Below are 21153 nucleotides of genomic sequence, written 5' to 3' on the forward strand. Positions count from 1 at the left end.
AGCTGCCCTGACCGAAAAGGCAAACTGCCGGTGACGGCAGGACGCAAAACCTCCGGTCTCTGGCGAGATAGCGGGGTTGCCGAAACAGGGGATCGAGCGATGGCGCGGCATATGGTCTTTTCTCATGGCGCAAATGTTCGACGAACAGGCGCTTCGGGCCGTGATTGGGCCATCCAGCCGTAACATGATGAAGTGCCCGTCGGGCAGGTGGGAAGGGCCGTGGACCTCCCTCTCGCACCTGCTCCAGACGGTGGCATCGCTCGCATCAGCGCGAGGTGGTTCGCGCACATAAACCTCCCTCGGGTCGCACTATGGGAGAGAAGCACAGCGTCCCGGTTCCCGCCCCCCCCCGCTCCGGGACGCTGTGCTTTGCATAAGCATTGGTTATGAATAGGCGGAAGATGGCCTTCCGATAGCTTAGTGCGAAGGGGTGTGAAGCCCGCGAAAATATCTCAATCAGGCTTACTTCTTCTCACACTCCCTTGATTTTGAAGATCGGCGCTTGAACCGGCTTTCATGAGCCGCTTGTCTCGTCCGAGTGCCTTCGTGGGATGTCGTGCTTCAATCCAGCCAAGGGACTTCGACATCTAAGCAGGCAAAGTCATCCGTCCGAGCAGCCCCGCCGATCCTACATATGCCTCGACAATCGGCGAGCCGCGCTTGACAGCAGAGGACCCAAACATTCAATTCCAGCGGACCAAAGCCGCAGTGACGGCGCTTGTGGAGAGGAAGACCATGCGCCAGCTCTGCCTGGATCATCTTACATTATCGGATTTGACGGCGCTGGAACTGATCGATGTCGCCAGCGAGACGGGCTGCTCCAGCGTCAGTCTGTTCGTCAAGCCGCTGCCGCTTGGTCCTTATCGTGACCTGATCCATGACGGGGCGGCACGCCGGGATGTGGTGCAGGCGCTGCGGCGGAGCGGGCTGCGCACCGGGATCGTCGAACCCTTCATGCTACAGGAGGACACGGATTGGGCGGAGCTGGAGCGCACCGTCGATTTGACGGCGGAGTTGGGCGGGCGCGTCAATGCGCTGGGCTTCGATCCTGATTCCGCGCGCTTGCGGGATGCCATGTGCCGATTGGCCGGACTTGCCAAGTCCGCAGGCGTGGAAATGGCAATAGAGGCTTTTCCCTTGTCGGCGGTTGTCACGCAGGGCGATGCGCTGGAACTGGCGATGTCTGCCGGTGCGCATGTGGGCCTGTGCGTCGACACGCTGCATGTCGTCCGATCCGGGTGGAGCTGGGACGACATAGCCTCGCTGCCGCCGGAGCGCATATTTCATGTTCAGTTGAATGACGGCCCGCGCGAACCGCCCGCCGATCGTTATCGCGAAGCCACGATTGCGCGCTTGCCTCCGGGTGAGGGGGAATTTGGGCTGGAAGCTTTCGTCCCTCTGATCCCATCCTCCGCCACCGTCGCCATCGAAGCGCCCTTCATCGCCGCCGAGGATGCGACGCCGGTCGAGCGCGCCCGCATTGCCGTGCAGGCCACTCGCCGCCTGCTGGGAGAGCTTTAGACCACGCGCTGCGGCGTGCCGCTGATCGGCCGGTTCAGCTTTCTTTCCCGCCAGACGACATAGCAGCCCGCGCTGGCGATCAATGCCGCGCCCGCGATCGCCGGGGCTGCGGGCAGGTCGGAAAACAGAATATAGCCCCAGAATATCGCCCAGATCAGTTGCAGATAATCGAACGGGGCGAGGACAGAAACGGGCGCATAGCGGACGGCAGACGTCATCATGATCTGCGCCATCCCGCCCATCAGGCCGCCCAGGACAAGCGCCATCCATATGGCCGGTTCATGGACCTTGAACAGGAAGGGCATGGGTAGCGCGGTCGCCGTGATGCAGACGATATTGAACCAGAACACCGTAGAGGCAGCGCTTTCCGTCTGGCCGATCTGGCGCAGGGTGATGACGACCACGGCCGTGCCAAGCGCCGCGGTCAGGCCGATCGCCACGCCCGCGAGGGGGAGTTCCGTCCCGCCGGGCTGGACGGCGATCAGCACGCCGATGAAGCCGATGGCAACCGCGCTCCACCGGTGCCATCCCACCGTCTCGCGCAGCACGAGGGCGGACAGCATGGTGGCGAACAGGGGCGCGGAAAAGCTGATCACCGTCGCTTCCGCCAGCGGCAGCCGCGACAGCGCCATGAAGGTCAGGAACATGACGCCAAGGCCCAATATGCTCCGCGCCGCATGCGCTCCAGGGCGGCTGGTCCTGACGACGGAAAAGCCGCCGGACCACAAAATCCACGCGATGATCGTCGGCAGGGAAAAGAGGTTCCGGTAAAAGAGGATCTCGATCGGAACGACGCCATGTTCGGAGGCATATTTCATCGCCGCCATCATCGCGCCGAACGCCGTCACCGCACCGACGCGCAGGGCGATGCCCCTTCCGCGATGTTCGACCGGCTGACTGCCGGAGCGGACCGCGCCTGCTTGCCCTGAGGAAAGGGTAACCGCCTCAGACTTCAACGACTTCCTTTCCATAATGATCAGCGGCCCGCCATAGCATCAGCCCGCCGACCAGGATGAGGCTGCTCATGGTCAGCAGGCTGTAGCGCAGCGATTCCGTCCCGAAACGCTCGGTCAGGAGATCGCTGACCAGCCCGGCGATCGGCGGACCGAGCAGGCTGCCCATCACGTTCATGACGACGCCCAGCAGCCCGATCGTCTGCGCGCGCAAATCCGCTGGCACCAGCCGGGCCAGCGCTGCGTAGGACGGACCCATCCACAGCGATGACAGGAAACTGGTGGTCACGGACAGCAGAGCCACGGCTGGCACCGGATAGCCGCCGATGGGCAGGGCGGTCCCGCCCGGCAGGCTGAAGACGATCAAGGATAGCGGCCAGGACAGGAGCAGCCCCAGCGCAGGCACCCGAAGCTGCCAGCTTTTGTGACGCGGCACCAGCGCTTCCACGATGACGCCGCTGGCGATGCTGCCGACCACGCCGCCGCACGCGGCGCCCACGCCCATCCAGGCGCCAGCTTCCACCATCGACATGCCATGGGACAGAGTGAAATAGGACGGCATCCATGTCGCGGCCCCATAGCCGTAGATGTTGAAGATGCCCATCCCCAACGCAAGCAGGACCAGCGATCGTATCCGCATGCAATGCGCCAGCACGCCAGCGGGCTTGCCCTGCGCGGGCGCGGCCGTGACCACTTTGCGCAGACGCCTGGGGCCAGTCCACCAGATGAGCAGCGCGAGCGGAATGCCCGGCAGGGCAAGGGCGATGAAGGCCATGCGCCAGCCCGCAGCCTCCGCGATTGCAGCGCCTCCGGTCAGCCCGACGACGATGCCGCAGTAAATGCCCGACGCCAGCACGCCCATCGCCAGATTGCGCCGCTTGGTGAAGAGGGTGGCGACGAGCGATTGCGAGGCTGGCCCGCCGCCTGCCTCGCCCATGCCTACCACCAGCCGCGCGCACATGAGATGCCATGTCTGGGCGGCCATGCCGCAAGCCGCCGACGCTACGCTCCACACGAATACGGCGCCCGCCAGCACCGACCGCCGCGACCAGCGGTCGGCCAGCCGGGCAAGCGGCATGGTGAAGAGGACATAGGGCACAATGAACACGGGACCGGCGATCAGACCCAGCATGGAATTGCTGAGGCCGAACTCCGCCTTGATCGACGGCAGCAGGACCGACAGTACGTGACGGTCCGCATTGCTGAGCGTGCTGGCGAGCAACAGCAATATGAGCATGTAGATGGCATAGGACCGGCCGTGGGACGACTGAACCGCCGCGCCTTCATTGCCTGCGTGCATCGGATTCCCCTTCAAGACGTCCGTTTACGAACCCGGTAACGCGGGCAATGGAAAGGACCGCCGCCATCGGGCAGCGGTCCGTCAGAGGCCGTAAAGCGCGGCCCTTCCTATTCGACCCGGAAATCTTCGCGCACCGGCCCGCGCATTTCGTTCCACATATCGACCAGGCGGAAAGGCCATGGGCCCACGGGGCGTCCCTTGCTGTTCTGATAATAGCTTTTGGACTTGGGATGGGTCCAGATCATATGTTTCATACGATCGTCGATCCGGCGATTGTGGCGGACGAACGCCTCCTGCGTCGGCTCGATGGTCCGCGCGCCGCTCGCCAGCATATGGTCCAGGCATTCGATCATATAATGGACCTGCGCCTCGCTGACGATGTTGAGGCCGCCCGCATGATTGGGGCCAGCGTTCGGCCCCACCGACATGAAATAGTTGGGATAGCCTGGGATCGTCGTGCCCATATAGGCACGCTCCTCCTCGTCGGCCCAATCGACCGCCAGATCGTGCCCTTCGCGGCCGGTGATCTTGAGGTCCTTCACCAGCTTGCCATGGCGGAACCCGGTGGCGCAGATGATCACGTCCACCTCATATTCCCTGCCATTGGCGGTGCGAATGCCCGTGGGCGTGATCTCGGTGATCGGGCTGTCCTCCAGCGTGACGTGCGGCATGACCAGAGCGTCATACCAGCCCGCGTCCATGACGATCCGCTTGGAAAAGATGGGGAAATCGGGCGTCAGCTTTTCCATCAAGTCAGGCCGCCCCGCCAGCTTGTGCCGCATGTGCGACAGCGCATATTGCCGCATCCCTTCGTTCAGGGCCGACACGGCGATGCCGTCTTCGGGATAGCTGGGGTCCTTCACCACATTGGGATACAATCCGTCGGCGGCGAACCAGAAGACGCGGAAGCGGAACCATTCCTTATAATGGGGAATGTGGCGCAGCGCCCATTTCACCGCCTCTGGCACTTCCTTGGTGACCTCTGGATTGTTGATCATCCAGTGTTTGGTGCGCATGAAGACGGCGAGTTCGCTGACCTCGCTGGCGATCGTCGCCACGATCTGGGCGGAACTGGCGCCCGTGCCGATCACGGCGACCCGCTTGCCCTTTAGGTCGATAGTCTCGTCATAGCCCGCCGAGTGGGTGATGATGCCCTTGTAGCTGTCGATCCCCTTGATGTCGGGCAGGCTCCAGCGGTCGGCGGTGCCGAAGGCGTTGAAGACGGCATTGGCGCGGATGACGTCGCGCTTCCCGCTTTTCAAATCTTCGACGGTGACGTTCCAGACGGCGTCCTTCTCATCATATTCCAGGCTGTGCACCTTCGTCTGGAAACGGATGTTGCGTCGAAGGTCATATTTGTCCGCCACGCTGCGGAAATATTCGCGCATGTCCGCGCCATGCGGATGATAATGATTCCATTCGGGGCTGATTTCGAAGGAATAGGAATAAAAATGGCTGGGCGTATCGACGCCCACGCCGGGATAACGGTTCTTCCACCAGGTTCCGCCCACCTCTTCATTCTTTTCGATGACGACATGGTCATAGCCCGCGCGCTCCAGTTCGATGCTGGCGAGCAGGCCGGTCAGTCCCGCGCCGATCACCAGCACCTTGAAGCCGGGAGGCGGAGGCGTGCGGCCGGGCTTCTCCTTGCGGGGAGCGGTCCGTTGAAAGCCCGCCTGCTCCATCACCATGGGGATGAACTCATCCTCCACCGGCTCGCCGACGCCCACGCTCATCATCTTCTTCATCAGGTCGAGCGGCGGATCGCCGGGGCGCGCCGCGCCCGGCGTGGTGAGCACGTAGAGGAGCTTTTCGCGCAAATCCTCGATGCAATCCTGCGGGATCTGATAATCGGGATTGGTGTAGGGCGGATGGATGTGGACCTTGAAGGTTTCCAGCATGGATTCATCATGCGTCAGGTGCACATAGACCATCAGCAACGTCTGGAGGTTAGCGGCCTCCAGCGCGGCGCGTAGTTCCGGGCCGTCCGCGATGGGCAGCGTCCGGCTGTCGTCGCCCAGCCTATGGGGCGACGTTTGCGTTCTCATATCCATATATCGTCTCTCGCCAGTCTAGCGGTTTGAATGTCAGGCGGCGATCTGTTCCTGATGCGGTCCAGGCGCTTCGACGGGGTAGATCGAAGGGCGGCCGCAATCATAGGTCGATGTCAGCAGCCGGATGAACTCGCGATCGGTCATCGGATCGCCCGGCATCGCGAAGGTCAGGCCGCGCGCGCGCAGGTCGGCGACGAAAATGTCGAAGACCTGATCATGAGTGATGTCGTCACTATGATTGAAGACGAGATCGCGTTCCGCCTTGTCCTTGTAGACTTGCGCCGTCCAATGAACCATCAGCCGCGTTTCTTCCGCCGAAACCCGCTCGATGACCTTTCCATCGGTGGTGATCTGCCAGCCGTCCGCCGTTTCCGGGTCGGCTGACCATAGCGACTGGAAGGCCAGCCCTTCCGGCATGCGCTTGTCCATCGGGCCGCAGGCTTCGCCCCGGTGGAACATCATTTCATTCTGCGTCACCACGCCCCGATTCCAGGCAGGCATGGCCAGCCGCTTCGGCGCGCCCTTGGGGCCATCGGGCCAATAGGTGAAGCCGCCGCCGATCGTGCCATTGTAGAACCAGCTAATGACCTGCGCCTTCTTCATCATCCAGCGCTGGAACAGGCCCGACTTGGCCATGGTGTTCAGCAGCCACACGGGCGAGTTGCGCCCATCGACGCCGCGAAAGCTGGTGCCGTCCAGATGCGCCGGGTCCAGATTGCGGGACGAACCCTGGATGATGAAGTTCATCGATTCAGGCGCGGCGAACTCGGCATCCCAGTAGGAGCGCACATGCGCCAGATGGGCGGGATTATAGAAAATGTCGTCCAACTCGGCATAGTTTGACATGCCGTGGATGCCGAAATAGCCGCGGAAATTGGGGGTCAGGAACATATCGAAGGATGGTTCGACGCCTTCCGGCATCTGTCCCGACATCGTCGCGACCACTTCCTCTGCCGACTTGAAATGCTGGGCCAGAACCATCTTCCACGGTCCATGACGGCGAATGACGTCGATCATCCGCTGCACCTGATCCTCGCTGTAGACATTGTCCACGATCTGCGGTTCCGCGACGGGGCGGATCACAAAGGAGCTATCGCCGGTCATCAGATTTTCCATCCTCTCTCTTTTGCCGCCCGGTTGCGGCGCATGGCCGTCCGGGCTCCATTCATCTATGCGAAATATCGGGTCTGCCCTTGTGCAGATCGCATCCGGGTCGAACATTATGCCGGGCGCAGACGGGGTTCAATCTTTTTTTCGACCGCTAGTCGGAAAATGCCTGAAACTGGTCTGGAGAGCAGCGCAAGAGGCAGGCTGGTTGCCATTCAGCCGCCTTTTCCCCATGCAAGGCCATCTGCCGCCGGGTGGAAGACAAGTTTGAGGAAGAGGGGAAAAGGCAGATGAGCTTCACCGCCGCCGATGTGCCCGTTCAGACGGGGCGCACGATCCTTGTCACCGGCGCGAACACGGGCATAGGGCTGGAGGCTGCGAAGGTGCTCGCGGCCAAGGGCGCGCGCGTGCTGCTGGGGTGCCGCGATGCCGCACGGGCGCAGGCTGCGATGGAGCGGATCAAGGCCGCCACGCCGGGCGCGGACCTCGCCTATGTCGCGCTGGATCAGGCGGACCTCGCCAGCGTCCGCCGCGCGGCCGGACAGGTCGCGGCGGAACCCCGGCTGGACGTGCTGCTGAACAATGCGGGGGTGATGATCCCGCCGCTTTCCCGGACGGCACAAGGCGCGGAGTCCCAGTTCGGCGTCAATCATCTGGGCAGCTTTGCGTTGACGGCCCTGCTGCTGCCCAAACTGGCGCAGACCGCTGGCGCGCGCGTGGTGGTGACCGCCAGCCTCGCGCACCGGCAGGGCCGGATGATGTGGGACAATCTGCACGCGGAAAAAGGCTATAATAGCGGCCGCTTCTATGCGCAGAGCAAGCTCGCCAACCTGCTGTTCATGCTGGAACTGGACCGCCGCCTGCGCGCAGCGGGATCGCCGGTGAAGGCGATCGGCTGCCATCCGGGCGTGTCGCTGACCGAATTGATGCGGCACCTGCCGTCCTGGACGCAGCCGTTGCTGCCGCTCGCCCGCCCGCTGTTCAATCCGGTCGCGGCAGCGGCGTGGCCCGCGCTGCAAGCGGCAACAGATCCGCAGGCGCAGGGCGGCGACTATTTCGGGCCACAGGGCATTTGGGAAATGCGCGGGGCATCGGGGAAGGCGCGGATCGAAAAGCATGCGCTCGATCGCGGCGACGCCCGCCGCCTCTGGGACCTTTCGGTGGAACTGACGGGGATCGATCCCGGATTGCCGGAGGCCTGACTCTTTGTCAGGCTACAGCGCGGGCAGCGTTCGCCACGTCTTCGGGAGTGCAGAAGTAAAGCTGCGCCTTGCCGCCGCGCTTGGACCGGTAGAGCGCCGCATCGGCGCAAGCGGTCAGATGTTCCAGGTTCAACCCATGCCGGGGCGCCATGGCGATGCCGATGCTGACCGAGATATGCATCGTCATGTCCATGATCTGATAGGGCGCGCTGAGGTTGCGGATGATGCGGCGAGCCAGCATTTCCGCTTCTCCTTCGTGCCGCACATCCGCCTGGATGACGATGAATTCGTCACCGCCAAGGCGCGCGACGGTATCGCCTGACCGGACGATCGCGTTCAGGCGCAGAGCGACTTCGCGAAGCACTGCGTCTCCGGCCAGGTGGCCGTAGCGGTCATTGATCGCCTTGAAGCCATCCAGATCGAGGAAGTGAAGCGCAAGCTGGCGATCGCCCGACGCCGTGGACGGCAGGCTGTCGCGGAACCGTTCACGCAGCATCAGGCGGTTGGGCAGGCCGGTAAGCGCATCCTGCCGCACCAGATGCGCCAGATCATGCTTGACGGTCAGATGTTCGACTGCGGTCCTGTGCAGATGGCGCACTGACTCCAGGCTGAGCGCCGTCACCACCGCCAGCAGAAAGGCCTCTACGATAAAATATTCCGAATGGATGCCGGTGCCATAACGGGTGCCTGCATGGACCGCCAGGGCGATGATGGCAGGCACCGTGGCCAGCAGCAGGCTGGTGACGCAAATGGCTGGCCTGACACCGATGCGGGACACGATGCCCGCGCCGAAGGTGAAGATCAGGCTGATCACCAGCAAGTGATTGAGCGGCGCATGGCTTTGCAGCACGGTGATGCTGAACCCGGCGAGCAGCAGGGCGAAGGCATGGCTGCCGATCGCATAGCTGCGCTCCCACCGCCGCAGCTCGGTTACGGTCAGCATCCCGCCCGCCCTGCGCTGATAGGCGATCAGAAGGGCGAGGCGCGCCGCCGTCAGCGCCGCCGCCGCCGCCATCAACGCGGCGATGACCGGATCACGATCCTGCGCGAAAATCACTGCGGCCGAAAGCACATATAATATGCCAAGACCAAGGATCGGCAGGCGCATGGAAAACAGCGTTTCCACCAGGTCGCGATACACCGCGTCCGGCAGTGCGGCCTGCGGCCACCTGCCCAGATGGTGCGTGAGCTTGGCCGGTAATCGCCGGAAGAGAGTGGCTGGATTTTCCATGAAATGCATAAATCGGGAATAGAGGATCATGTCGAACGAAATTCGACAGGCTGGTGAACGGCCCAGCTTGCCGTAGCGTTCCCACGGATCAGCCAGTCAGCGGGACGGCCGCTGCCCGGATGGCGAAATCGCCTCTTGGACTTGACGGAAGCCCCTTATTGCGATCAGCGGTAGGCAAGGCAGGATCGGGGGATGGCGATGCCTCGTGCAGGAGACGATGTTTCGATGAAGGTGGACACGCCCCGTGCCCCGCAACGCGGACGGCCAAGGCGGCTTGAGCTGGAACAAGTGCTGAAGGCGGCGCTGGCGGTGGGGCTGCAACAGTTGACCATGTCCGCCGTGGCCGAACGGCTGGGCGTGGCGAAGGCGGTGCTGTACGGCTATGTGGCCAACCGCGAGGAGCTGGTGAGGCTAGCCGCCGCCTTTGCCTCGCGCCATCATGATTTCCCCTCGGACGAAGGACAGCCCTGGTCGACCTGGGTGCTGGAATATGCCCGCGCGCTGTTCGAAACGATGACGATGGAGGGAGAGCTTCTCGAAACCTGGCTGAATGGCGGACAGTCGCCCTTCGTGGAGGTCGATGCGGGCGAATTATGGCTGTCCGTCCTGACGCGGCGCGGCTTTTCGGGCGACGAGGCGCTGCAACTGCGCCGCGCGGTATCGCATATCGTGATCGGTGCGGCGGCTGCGGCAAAGCGTGACAGGAACCTGCGGGCGGAGGGGCGGCCGCGCGCCGCGGGGGTGAAGAAGGCGCTGCTCAGCCGGACGCCGGAGGAAGCGCCGCTGCTGCGTCAGTTCCTGAACGTCTTCTCCCGCGAGGTGAATGAGCATAACTGGGAATATGGGTTGTTCATCCTGTTAAAGGGGGTGACGGTGGCCCGCGACGCGCTCGCCCTCGAAAATGGCGACTCGCGGCATCCTTTTGAGGAACTGGCCTTTTGAAGCGATGTGCGTGAGCCAGTCCGCCCGCTGGATGAAATCACATCAGCTTTCATGAACCTGAACGGCTTTCGCGCGTTTTCCCTTTATGCAGCCGCGCCTTGCGGACTGCGCGGAGGGATGGATGGCGGTTTGCGTAGAATTTCCCAATGGTTTTCGCCGGGACGTCCCCTCGCAGCTTCGACCCTTGAGTGAACCGTTGGACGGCATGCCTGAATATGAACAGGTGCCGCTGAACTGCGACCCTTGCTGGCGCTATGAACGGGTTGGGTCACGGTGGATCGCCGTGCGCCGCCACGCCGCCGTCACCACGCTGCAACAGCCGGTGGCCGAATGGTGGCGGTCGATCGAGCAGATGCGTGAGCCTGCAAGCCCGCCGCTGACGCTGCGGCACGGCCCCGGCGATGATGACGCCGGGGCGCTGCGGCCAGCGGCGTAGATCAAGGATCAGGAGATAGGGGCTCGTCGCGAAGCAGCGGAAGCAGGCTCTGTTCCGCGCCCGGTTGCGCGGCGCCTGCCGCAGCCGCCTGTATGGCGCGATAGGCAGCCAGCACCGCCTCGCCCGCAGTGGTGACATGCGCGCCCTTGTCGCGTCCGCCGCCCGGCACCGCAACCACGAGCCTTTCGCGCCAGCAGCGGTTCATCGCGTCCACCAGCAACCAAGTGCGGCGGTAGCTCATGCCCAGCGCCCGGCCGGCGGCGGAAATCGACCCGGTCTCGCGGATAGCGTCGAGCAGATCGGCCTTGCCCGGACCCATGGCGATTTCGCTGCCGCACATAATCTGGATCTTGATCTTGAGCGAAGCAGGGGAGGGCATGATGGCGATTGTAGGCCATTATTCCGTCAGGGCCACTGCTTTTCCCGAAGGCTGCATAGCGGCCCGTGTCCAGCGTGTCAGGCGGTCTGCCGCGCTGCCTGGACGATCGTGCCAGCGACTTTCGGGGCGACTTCGGCAAGATGATCGAAGCGTGAAATATAATGGGCCATTCCCTGGCTCATCGACCGGATTTCCGCCTCCAGTCCGTGCAGCCCCGCTTCGGGCAGCAGTGCTTCGATCACCTCCCAGTTCGACCAGCCCTCCAGCGTACCCAGCCGCAGCATCTGCCCGCGCCTGCTGGCGATGGCGGAGGTGATGCGCGACGTCGCGCTGCCGGGCGTGGTGATGGTCACATGCGCCACCGGCTCCAGCAGATAGGGCGAGGCGGCGGCAAGCGCGTCGGCCATGGCGATCCGCCCGGCGGTGCGGAACGCGAGTTCGGAACTGTCCACGCTGTGGAAGGAACCATCGATCAGCGCCGCCGCCACGTCCACCACCGGAAAGCCGAGGGGGCCTTTCGCCAGCGCATCCATCATGCCTTTTTCGACCGCCGGTATCCACTGCTTGGGAACAGCGCCGCCGGTGATCCGCTCCTCGAACATTATGCCTTCGCCGCGCTCCAGCGGGCGGACCTCCAGCACCACGTCGCCATATTGGCCGTGGCCGCCCGACTGCTTGCGGTGACGGCCGCGCTGCGTCACCGGCTTGCGGATGGATTCGCGGTAGGCGATGGACGGGCGCTGCACGCTTAGCGCCACGCCATAGCGGCGCTTCAGGCGGTTGATCGCCACCGCCAGATGCTCCTCGTTCATGCCGTGGAGCAACGCCTCATGCGACATTGCGTCCTGATCCCAGCCAAGCCCCGGATCTTCTTCGGTCAGGCGGTTGAGCGCGGCCGACAGGCGCACTTCGTCCTTGTGATCCTTGGCCGCGATGGCGATGGCGCAATTGGCCACGGGCTTTTCGCCGTGAAGGTCTGCCTTGACCGGCTTTCCAGCAGTGCCCAGCGTGTCCCCGGCCCGGACGGTGTCGACCTTTGCGATGCCGGTGATCGATCCCGGCGCGGCGGACGCCGCCTTGGCCGTCGATCCGCCTTGCAGAGTGAACAATCCCCCTGCTCTCATGGGCTGGCCGTCAGTGTCGATCAGCTCAGCCCCATCGGCAAGCGGCCCGCCGAACAGCCGCGCCAGCGCCAGCCGCCCGACCGCCGCCGCATGCGATATCTTGAAGACCTGCGCGCATTCGCCATCCAGTCCAAGGCGCGCCGCCGTCTGCGCCTCATGTGGCGTGTCGTGCCGCAACATCTTGAGCAACCGCCTGAGCCCGAAGCCGCTGGCGGCCGATCCGAACAGCACCGGGACGATCAGCCCGCTCGCCGTTTCCCTGGCGAGATCAGCGAAGATCGTGTCCAGCCTTGGCTGCTCGTCGGATAAAAGCTGTTCGAGCAGCGCGTCGTCATGATCGGCCAGTTGTTCCAGCATGTGGAAACGGGCCGCCGCTTCCTCCCCCGCCTGCTCTGGCGGCAGCGCCACCAGCGTGGAAGCCTTGCCCTGACCATAAAGATAGGCGCGTTCATGGGCGAGGTCCACGAAGCCCACCACCCGTTCCCCTTCGCGGATCGGGATCTGGCGGGCGACCAGCGCCGCCTTGCTCATGGGCGCGAGCGCGGCAAGCAGTTCTTCGATGCTACCGCGCGCCTGATCGATCTTGTTGACGAACAGGGCATGGGGAATGCCCGCCTGTTCCAACATCCTGAGCGCTGGTTCGATCAGGGGCGCGCGGGCCGGATCGGGATCGGCCACCACGATGGCGAGGTCGGCCAAGCGAAGCGCCGCCGCGCCATCGGCCGCGAAACCAGGCGAGCCGGGGATGTCGATCAGGCAGAAACCATCGCCCATCCATTCGAACTGCATCAGGTTGAGTTCGGTCGAACTGCCGCGCTCGCGCGCTTCGGGGCTTGAGTCGCCGATGCTGCTGCCCGCCTGCACCGATCCCTGACGCGGGATGGCGCCAGCGACGAACAGCAGTGCTTCGGCAAGGCTGGTCTTACCCGCTCCGGCGGGTCCTGCGAGCGCGACGGCTCGCAATCTGCTGCCGCTCATCCTGGCTCTCCTCCAACTCATCCGTCCCTTGTGCGGGGATGGCCGTGTGGAGCGGCGATGTTCCTCCTAAACCGGCCCGAACGCAAGCGGGCCAAAAGGGGAGGCCGATTATCCTTCAGAGCGGCCAAACCCAGAGGATCAGCGGCGTGCCCAGCAGAACCACCAGCAGCGACAGCGGCGCGCCCAGCCGGGCATAGTCGCTGAATTTATATCCTCCCGGCCCCAGCACCAGCGTGTTGCACTGATGCCCGATCGGCGTCAGGAAATCGCACCCCGCGCCCACGGCGGTGGCGATCAGGAAGGCTTCGGGCCGATAGCCAAGGTCATGGGCGAAGACAGCGGCAATGGGAGCCATGACCAGCACGGTGGCCGCATTGTTGAGGAAGGGCGTCACCGCCATTGCCGTCACCAGGATCAGCGCCACCGCGCCCCAGGGGGGCAGCACCGCAGCGGTGTGCGCCAGGCCGGTCGCGATCACGTCCGATGCGCCCGTGCCTTGAAGCGACTCGCTGACCGGGATCAATGCGCCCAGCATGATGAGGATGGGCCATTCCACCGCCTCATAGGCTTCGCGCACCGGCAGCGCGCCGGTGATGACCACGGCTCCAGCAGCCGCGAAGAAGGCGACGGCGACCGGGACGACGCCCGTCGCGGTCGCGGTCATCGCAATCGCCAATATGGCGAGCGGCAACCATCCCTGTTTCGACAGGCCAAGCCGGATCGGCCGTTGCGCCAGAGGAAGCGCGCCAAGCTGGTTCAGGCGGTTGGGCAACTGCGCCAGCGACCCCTGCAACACCAGCACATCGCCCGCGCGCAGCACGATCTGCCCCAGCTTGCGCGTCAGCGTCTCGCCTGAACGCGCCACCCCGATCAGGTTGATGCCGAATCGTTCCCGCAGTTGAAGGCGGCCCGCCGTGCGGCCGATCAGAGCCGAGTCCGTCGTGACCACCGCTTCGATCACGCCGATGTCGTCGCTGTCATCGTCCGTTTCGCGATCGGTTCCGGTCAGCGCCAGCTTGTCGCGCGCGATCACCCGCTCCAGCGCGTCGGGTTCCCCGCCCAGGATCAGCACGTCGCCTTCATGAAGATGGACTTGCGGTTCGACCGCGCCGTGCATGTCGCCGCGCAAGAGGCTGGTCACCGTGATCTGCTGTTCATGGCGGTTCAGAAACTGTTCGATCGTGTCGCCGATCGCGGGGGAGCCTTCGGGCACCTTCGCTTCGGTCACATAGTCGGAAATGTTGAGCGCCTCGCCCATCGTGGGAGCGCCCTGCCGGTTCCGGGGCAGCAGCCGGTAGCCGAAGCGCAGAAAGATCAGCCCGATCAGCAGCAGCCCAAAACCGGTGGGAAAGAAATCGAACATATGAAAGGGTTCGCCCGTCATATCCTGCCGCACGCGGCTGACGATGATGTTGGGCGACGTGCCGACCAATGTCATCAGGCCGCCCAGAAGCGATGCGAAGGACATGGGCATCAGGTAGACCGATGCGCTGGCGTCATTCTTCTTCGCCATCTGCAATGCCGCGGGCATCAGCATGGCCAGGGCGCCCACATTCTTGATCAGGGCGGATGCGACGCCGACCGACGCGGTCAGCACCAGCAGTTGCGAACTGATGCGGCGGACATGCTGGGAAACGAAGCCGAGCGCCGTCTCTATCGCCCCGGACCGCTGCACCGCCGCCGACAGCACCAGCGCCGATCCCACGATGATGACGATATCGTCTGAAAAGCCCGAAAAGGCGTCCTTGGGTTTTACGATGCCGATCAGCAGCGCCGTCAGCAAGGCGATCACCGCCGTCACATCATAGCGGAAGCGGCCCCAGATGAAGAGGCCCATCATGCCCGCCAGCGTCGCTATGGAAAGCCATTGGGAAAGCGTCATGAAGCGGGGTAACTGGCTATCATGGTCCGGCCCTTAGCGCAGGGTTGGGAAAAGGCAATTCCGGTGGAGGAGCGTTCTCGTCAAGGCGCTCCTACCCGTCCGGTTCCGGGCCATTGGCCTCTGCGCTCGCGGGACGCATCGGCTCGCCTTGCGGAGGCATCGCGCCCCGCGGCGGGCGGGACGCCGGATCGGGCGCCCTGTCGCTGGTATAGATGATCACCCCGATGAGGAGGATCAGTCCCAGCAGGATCGCGATGACGAACAGGCAGGATTTCCGCTTGGCCCGCAGGTCAGCCACGGCCCTTGTCCCTTCCGGTGGCGGGGAAGGGCACCTGGCTCAGCCTTTCCATCACGCCCCGGAACGGATCATCCTTGGCCAGTGGGAATTTCCGGCGCAGCATCTTCCCGATCGTCATCAGATCGTGATGCGCAAGATTGCCGATCAATATGGGTTTTCGCGCCATGGCCATGCTCCAGGCAGCACCAACCAGCCGCGAGCCGCGCGGTGCCATGGATTTCGGCTGCGGCACGATTTTTCCTGATCCTGCGGTCATGGGCGATCATTGATCCCGGCCTTGCCGTCCTCTTCGGTCTTCGTGCCCTTCGCGACATGGTCCGCCGCCCAGGCTCCGCGCGCGCCGATCGGCTTTTCCGCGCCCTTGGTGCTGTCGCGCGCCGTCTGATGCTCCAGTTCCGAATTCAGCTCCGCGCCGAACATCAAAATGTAGCTGGTCATATATATCCAGGTCAGCAGGATTACGATCGTCGCCAGCGATCCATAGGTCGCATTGTAATTGCCGAACTGTGAGACATAGACCGCGAAACCCAGTGTCAGCAGCACCCACCCGAATGCGAAGAACAGCGATCCGGGCGTCAGCCATACCCAGCGCGCCTTCCTGCGCGAGGGGCCGTAGCGGAACAGGGTCGCCGCCACCGCCGCCGCCGCGCAGCCCAGCATGAGGTAGGACAGGATTTTGGACAGCGCCGCTATGACCGGCATGGACGGCAACAGCGCCTCGACATAGGCGAAGATAGTGACGGAAAGCAGCGCCGCCACGGCCATGAGCACAGCGCCGCCCGTAATCAGAAGCGCGAGCAGATTGACCGTCAGGAACCCGCGCTTCTCCTCCTCCTCATAGGCGATGTTGAGCGCTGTGATGATCGCCGCCGCGCCGTTGCGGGCGCTGAACAGAGCCAGCGCCAAAGCCAGGAAGACGGCCAGCCCCTTCTTGCTGCCGGAGGTCTGGACCACATACATAAGCTGTTCGCCGATGAACTTCGCAGCGTCGGGCGGCATGACCCGCGTGATCGCCGTCATATTCTCCGTCACCGCCTGAGGATCGGCGAGCAGGCCATAGGTCAGCACGATCGCGCCCAGCAGCGGCAGCAAAGCCAGGAAGGCGTAGAAGGAAACCCCCGCCGCCACCAGGCTGATATTGTCGCGCGACGTTTCCTTCCACGTCCTGACAAGCACGTCCTTCCACGCGCGCGCTGGCATTTTCCATGGGCTTGTGGCGGAACGCCCTTCATCAACCATCTTGTCCCCTTTTTGAAGTTCAGCGGTCCTGGAATGATCCGCATGCAAGGGGGAATGGGCGGCGGTCCGGTCGGGTTCCTTCGTCCCTGCGGACTTTTGCCTATCAGGCGTTAAGCCGGAGCGGGCTGACAGGCGGGCGGGAACGGTCTCGCCCTGAAATCGTTTCGCCCGGTTATGTGGCGAAAGGGATCAGGGAATGCGCATGGGGATATGTTCTGGCTTTACAGCAAATCATGGTGACGCGCCGGTCTGACCGGCTCCTTGCGGCCACCGCCATCTCCCTGTAGCGCTGGCTGAAGCCAGTCCCATAGTCCCGGCCTGCACTGGCCCTGATCAAGAAAATGGATGCCCCAGCGTGCATGATGACATTGCCGATCCTGTTCTGCGCGCCGATGGCGAACTTGCCCGGCTGATTGCGGCGCTGGACTGGTCGCGAACAGCGATCGGCCCCATCGATCAATGGCCGCGAAACCTGAAGGCGACCGTCGCCCTGATGCTGCGGTCGCCGGTCCCGATGGTCAGCCTGTGGGGAGAGCCCGGCGTCATGATCTACAATGACGCCTATGCCGTATTCGCCGGAAGGCGGCATCCGCAACTGCTTGGGTCCAACGTGCGGGAAGGATGGCCCGAAGTCGCCGACTTCAACGACAATGTGATGAAGGTGGGCCTGGCGGGCGGCACCTTGACCTATGTGGGTCATGAACTGACGCTGCATCGCAACGGCATTCCCGAACAGGTATGGATGGACCTGGATTATTCGCCGGTCGTCGATGATGAGGGCAAGCCGATCGGCGTCATCGCCGTCGTCGTGGAAACCACCGCCGTTCACCGCACGCGGCAGGCGCTGGAGGAAAGCGAGCGGCGGCTGCGTTTCCTCGATGGGCTGAACAATGCCACCGCGACGCTGGGCAGCGCCGATGATGTTCTGGGCGTGACGGCGCGGATGACCGCGCAGCATCTGGGCGTTTCCCACTGCGCCTATGCCGACATGGATGAGGATGGCGACGGCTTCACCATCCGCGGCGACTGGCACGCGCCGGGATCGCCCTCCATCGTCGGCCATTACAGCCTGGCCGATTTCGGAACGCTGGCGGTGCAGGAACTGAATGCCGGGCGGCCGCTGATCGTGAACGACAATGCGCGCGAACTGCCGCCAGCGGAAGCGAAGACGTTCCAGGATATCGGGATCGCCGCGACCATCTGCATGCCGCTGATCAAGGATGGGCGGCTGATCGCGCTGATGGCGATCCATGACCGCGCGCCGCACATATGGTCCGACTATGAACTGAGTATCATTCGCGAAGTTACCGAACGGTCCTGGGTGCATGTGGAGCGGGTGCGGTCGCAGGAAACCCTGCGCGCATCGGAAGCGCGGTTGCGTCGCGCGCAGGAGGCGGGCGGCATCGGCATATTCAGCGTCGATATCGATCAGGACTTGATCCACGGAACGCCCGAATTCTGCCGCATCTTCGGATTGGATCAATGCGAAAACCTGCCAGCGGCCGAGGTGCAGAAACTGGTCCTTCCCGAAGATGCCACCCTGATTTCGGACACTGACCGGCGGCGGGAAGGCACGGCTGCGCTGGACGTCGAATACAGGATCAGGCGAGCGGATACCGGGGAAATCCGCACCATCGCCCGGAAGGGCGAATATGAGCATGACGAAAACGGCCGCCCCGTGCGGATGGTGGGCGTCGTTCTGGACATCACCGAACGCAGGGCGGTGCAGCGGGCGCTGGAGGAAAGCGAGGCGCAGTTCCGCACCTTCGCCCAGTCCATGCCGAACCAGGTGTGGACGGCGCCGCCCGATGGCGAACTCGACTGGTTCAACGAGCGCGTCTTTGCCTATAGCGGCCGCACGGAAGAGGAATTGAGGGGCACGGGCTGGGCGAATATCGTTCATCCCGAAGATGTGGGGCTTGCCCAGGATCGCTGGGCGTCTGCGCTGGCGAGCGGCGAAACCTATGAAGCGGAATTCCGCCTGCGCCGCCATGACGGCGAATATCGCTGGCATCTTTCCCGCGCCATTCCCATCCGCTCTGGCGGGGGAACGATCATGCGGTGGATCGGCACCAACACCGACATCCACGAACAAAAGCAGGCGGAGGTGGAAAATGCCCGCGATCGCGACCGCATGTGGTCGATGTCGCAGGACCTGCTGCTCGTATGCGATCGGGACGGCGTGATCACGGACGTCAACCCGTCCGCCACGCGCATGCTGGGATGGGAGGCGGCCGAGATGATCGGCCATCCCATCCTTGAATTCATCCACCCCGCCGACCGTGAAAGCTCCCGCGCGGAAATGGAAAGGCTGGGCAGCGGCGCGACCACGATTGCGTTCGAAAACAGGTATCGCACCAAATCGGGCGACTACCGGCTGCTTGACTGGACGGCGGTGCCCGATGGCGACCGCATCCACGGCATCGGCCGCGACATCACGGAAAACCGCTCGATCGCGCGCGATCAGGAACGGATATGGACCTTGTCTCCTGTGCTCAAGCTGGTGGCCCAGCCCAACGGGACGATCGAGAAGATCAACCCGGCCTGGACCGATGCGCTGGGATGGACGCAGGAGCAGACATCCGGCCGCCCCCTGATCGACTTCGTGGCCGAAACCGACAGCATGGCGGCGGGCGCGGCTCTGGAAAGGCTGATGCTGGGCGGCGTGCGCACGGACGAGGAATATGCCTTCCGCACCAGCGAGGGCGGGGTGCGCCAGATCGCCTGGAACTTCGTCGCCGAAGGCGGCGCGCTCTATGGCTTCGGCCGCGACGTGACCGAACAGCGGGGCGCGGAGGAAGCGCTGCGCCAGAGCCAGAAGATGGAAGCGGTGGGCCAGCTCACTGGCGGCATCGCCCACGATTTCAACAATCTGCTGCAAGGCGTCACCGGCAATCTCGAACTGCTGCAACACCGGCTGGAACAGGGGCGCCTGGATGGGCTGGAGCGGTTCATCAAGGGCGCGGCGAATTCAGCCAGCCGGGCGTCCGCGCTGACGCACCGGCTGCTCGCCTTTTCCCGCCGCCAGCCGCTCGACCCGCGCGCGGTGCGCACCAATCCTCTGGTCGCGTCGATGGAGGACATGCTACGCCGCACACTGGGCGAGAATATCGAACTGGAACTGGTGCTTGCGGGCGGGCTGTGGCTGACGAAGTGCGATCCCAACCAGTTGGAAAGCGCCATATTGAACCTGGCGATCAACGCCCGCGACGCAATGCCGCAGGGCGGCAAGCTGATCGTGGAAACCTGCAACGCGCATCTCGACAGCGCCTATGCCGCGCGCCAGCGGGAAGTGCGGCCGGGCCAATATGTCTGCATCTGCGTCAGCGATACCGGCGTCGGCATGGATGCGGACACGGCGGCGCGCGCCTTTGAGCCCTTCTTCACCACCAAGCCGCTGGGGCAGGGCACCGGCCTTGGCCTGTCGATGATCTACGGCTTCGCCCGGCAATCGGAAGGCTATGTGAAAATCTATAGCGAGGTAGGGAAGGGGACGACGATCAAGCTCTACCTCCCCCGCCATCGCGGCGAGGCGGCCGATGAGGAAGAAGTGCCGCAACTGAGCGGCGAGCATGTGTCCGAAACCGGCGAAACGGTGCTTGTGGTGGAGGATGAGCCGATCGTACGCGGCCTTATCGTCGAAGTGCTGAGCGAGCTTGGCTATCGCGCGATCGAGGCGGTCGATGGCCCATCCGGCCTGCAAGTGCTTCAATCCCGGCGGCGCATCGACCTTCTGGTCACCGACATCGGCTTGCCCGGCCTTAACGGGCGGCAGGTCGCGGACGGCGGGCGCGCGCATCGCCCTGACCTCAAGGTGCTGTTCATGACAGGCTATGCGGAAAATGCCGCGCTGGCGTCCGGCTTCCTTGAACCGGGGATGGAGATGATCACCAAGCCCTTCGCGATGGAGGCGCTGGCCACGCGGATACGGGACATGATCCAGTCAGGCTGAACCGCTTGAAGAAGCCTCGGCCGGGCGGTCCTGAAATCACATGAAAAGTGCCATTCATGTCACTTTACCGGCATAGCGGTAAAGTGACACTCGTGCTTCTCTCTGCATCTGAATGCATAGAGCGTTCAGGCGGGAAGGAGGCCCTCATCGCCTAGTCCAACCGGGTAAAGTGACATGGGTGATTTTTGTGAAGCGGCGGCTCCAACAGGGATTCACATCGAGTCGCGATGTGCTAGATTCCTGATATGTTCCACCAACCCGATCTTTTCGAACAGCCTCGCCGCGCCACCCCGGCCCCCGATCTGCCTGCCATGGTCGAACGCATCTCGCTTGTTTCAAAGAGGCCTCGCTACGCTCTGCTGGTCCTCAACCTGATCGCCAAGGCGGCAGGGACGAATGGCAGCCTGGGTCCTTATGTCGCCAGCGACGGAGGGCTGGTGCCGGTCCGCGACTGGCTGTGCCAGGCGCTTGCGCCGCTGGCCAACCGGGACTGCCGCCGCCTCGCCATGGTGGAGCTTGGACGCCAGGATGCCGCGCTTGCCATCCTCGCTTTCC

The 21153-nt window shown here is 63.9% G+C and carries 16 protein-coding genes, 1 pseudogene and 1 riboswitch; of the genes and pseudogenes, 6 read left to right on the forward strand and 11 right to left on the reverse strand.

Features of this window, described 5'->3' with window-relative positions:
* Positions 1–8: 8 nt before the first annotated feature.
* Positions 9–84: riboswitch (cyclic di-GMP riboswitch) on the forward strand.
* 651 nt (positions 85–735) lie between these two features.
* On the forward strand, positions 736–1521 hold the full coding sequence (locus L288_RS23390; RefSeq protein WP_021236541.1) for a sugar phosphate isomerase/epimerase family protein: 786 nt from the start codon (positions 736–738) through the stop codon (positions 1519–1521).
* Here L288_RS23390 and L288_RS23395 read toward each other — a convergent pair.
* The 4 genes from L288_RS23395 to L288_RS23410 all read right to left on the reverse strand — a co-directional run bounded on the left by L288_RS23395 (position 1518) and on the right by L288_RS23410 (position 6932).
* Positions 1518–2477 carry a DMT family transporter gene (locus L288_RS23395; protein WP_021236542.1) on the reverse strand — a complete coding sequence of 320 codons (960 nt, stop codon included), beginning with the start codon at positions 2475–2477 and terminating at the stop codon, positions 1518–1520. The genes L288_RS23390 and L288_RS23395 overlap by 4 nt on opposite strands.
* Positions 2467–3774: a spinster family MFS transporter gene (locus L288_RS23400; protein WP_021236543.1), complete on the reverse strand. Its 1308-nt coding sequence runs from the start codon at positions 3772–3774 to the stop codon at positions 2467–2469. The genes L288_RS23395 and L288_RS23400 overlap by 11 nt, the downstream gene beginning before the upstream one ends.
* Positions 3775–3881: 107 nt before the next feature.
* Positions 3882–5822: a flavin-containing monooxygenase gene (locus tag L288_RS23405; protein WP_051209589.1), complete on the reverse strand. Its 1941-nt coding sequence runs from the start codon at positions 5820–5822 to the stop codon at positions 3882–3884.
* A 39-nt stretch (positions 5823–5861) separates the two neighbouring features.
* Positions 5862–6932 (reverse strand): hypothetical protein, encoded by a 1071-nt coding sequence (locus tag L288_RS23410; protein WP_152522018.1) that lies wholly within the window; start codon positions 6930–6932, stop codon positions 5862–5864.
* A gap of 293 nt (positions 6933–7225) precedes the next feature.
* Here L288_RS23410 and L288_RS23415 point away from each other — a divergent pair, with 293 nt between their 5' ends.
* The gene (locus L288_RS23415) at positions 7226–8137 is read left to right on the forward strand and encodes an oxidoreductase (RefSeq protein ID WP_021236546.1); all 912 of its coding nucleotides are present in this window, start codon (positions 7226–7228) and stop codon (positions 8135–8137) included.
* Positions 8138–8144: 7 nt separating this feature from the next.
* Here the strand turns inward: L288_RS23415 and L288_RS23420 are convergent, their stop codons facing one another.
* Positions 8145–9368, reverse strand: coding sequence for a GGDEF domain-containing protein (locus L288_RS23420; protein ID WP_330216939.1), 1224 nt, complete (start codon positions 9366–9368; stop codon positions 8145–8147).
* 192 nt (positions 9369–9560) lie between these two features.
* On the opposite strand from L288_RS23420, the gene L288_RS41860 reads away from it, so the two are divergent.
* Both L288_RS41860 and L288_RS0121070 read left to right on the forward strand, forming a co-directional pair.
* Positions 9561–10310 (forward strand): TetR/AcrR family transcriptional regulator C-terminal domain-containing protein, encoded by a 750-nt coding sequence (locus L288_RS41860; protein WP_021236548.1) that lies wholly within the window; start codon positions 9561–9563, stop codon positions 10308–10310.
* A gap of 184 nt (positions 10311–10494) precedes the next feature.
* Positions 10495–10746, forward strand: a complete 252-nt coding sequence (locus L288_RS0121070) for a hypothetical protein (protein WP_161625638.1) — start codon at positions 10495–10497, stop codon at positions 10744–10746.
* 1 nt (position 10747) lies between these two features.
* Here L288_RS0121070 and L288_RS23430 read toward each other — a convergent pair whose 3' ends face one another.
* From L288_RS23430 to L288_RS23455, 6 genes are all read right to left on the reverse strand, one after another.
* Positions 10748–11125, reverse strand: a complete 378-nt coding sequence (locus L288_RS23430; protein ID WP_021236550.1) for a winged helix-turn-helix domain-containing protein — start codon at positions 11123–11125, stop codon at positions 10748–10750.
* 77 nt (positions 11126–11202) lie between these two features.
* Positions 11203–13227 (reverse strand): elongation factor G, encoded by a 2025-nt coding sequence (locus tag L288_RS23435; protein ID WP_021236551.1) that lies wholly within the window; start codon positions 13225–13227, stop codon positions 11203–11205.
* Between the two features lie 115 nt (positions 13228–13342).
* Positions 13343–15109: an SLC13 family permease gene (locus L288_RS23440; RefSeq protein ID WP_021236552.1), complete on the reverse strand. Its 1767-nt coding sequence runs from the start codon at positions 15107–15109 to the stop codon at positions 13343–13345.
* 91 nt (positions 15110–15200) lie between these two features.
* Positions 15201–15407 (reverse strand): hypothetical protein, encoded by a 207-nt coding sequence (locus L288_RS23445; RefSeq protein ID WP_021236553.1) that lies wholly within the window; start codon positions 15405–15407, stop codon positions 15201–15203.
* Complete coding sequence (locus L288_RS43380; protein ID WP_161625639.1) at positions 15400–15573, reverse strand: hypothetical protein; 174 nt, start codon at positions 15571–15573, stop codon at positions 15400–15402. The genes L288_RS23445 and L288_RS43380 overlap by 8 nt, the downstream gene beginning before the upstream one ends.
* Before the next feature lie 86 nt (positions 15574–15659).
* Complete coding sequence (locus L288_RS23455; RefSeq protein WP_236612984.1) at positions 15660–16583, reverse strand: YihY/virulence factor BrkB family protein; 924 nt, start codon at positions 16581–16583, stop codon at positions 15660–15662.
* A gap of 418 nt (positions 16584–17001) precedes the next feature.
* On the opposite strand from L288_RS23455, the gene L288_RS23465 reads away from it, so the two are divergent.
* Together L288_RS23465 and L288_RS23470 are read left to right on the forward strand one after the other, a co-directional pair.
* Positions 17002–20598, forward strand: coding sequence for a PAS domain S-box protein (locus tag L288_RS23465; protein WP_021236557.1), 3597 nt, complete (start codon positions 17002–17004; stop codon positions 20596–20598).
* Between the two features lie 245 nt (positions 20599–20843).
* A pseudogene (locus L288_RS23470) lies at positions 20844–21153 on the forward strand (hypothetical protein); the annotation flags it as partial.

This window comes from Sphingobium quisquiliarum P25, assembly GCF_000445065.1.
Lineage (GTDB): Bacteria > Pseudomonadota > Alphaproteobacteria > Sphingomonadales > Sphingomonadaceae > Sphingobium > Sphingobium quisquiliarum.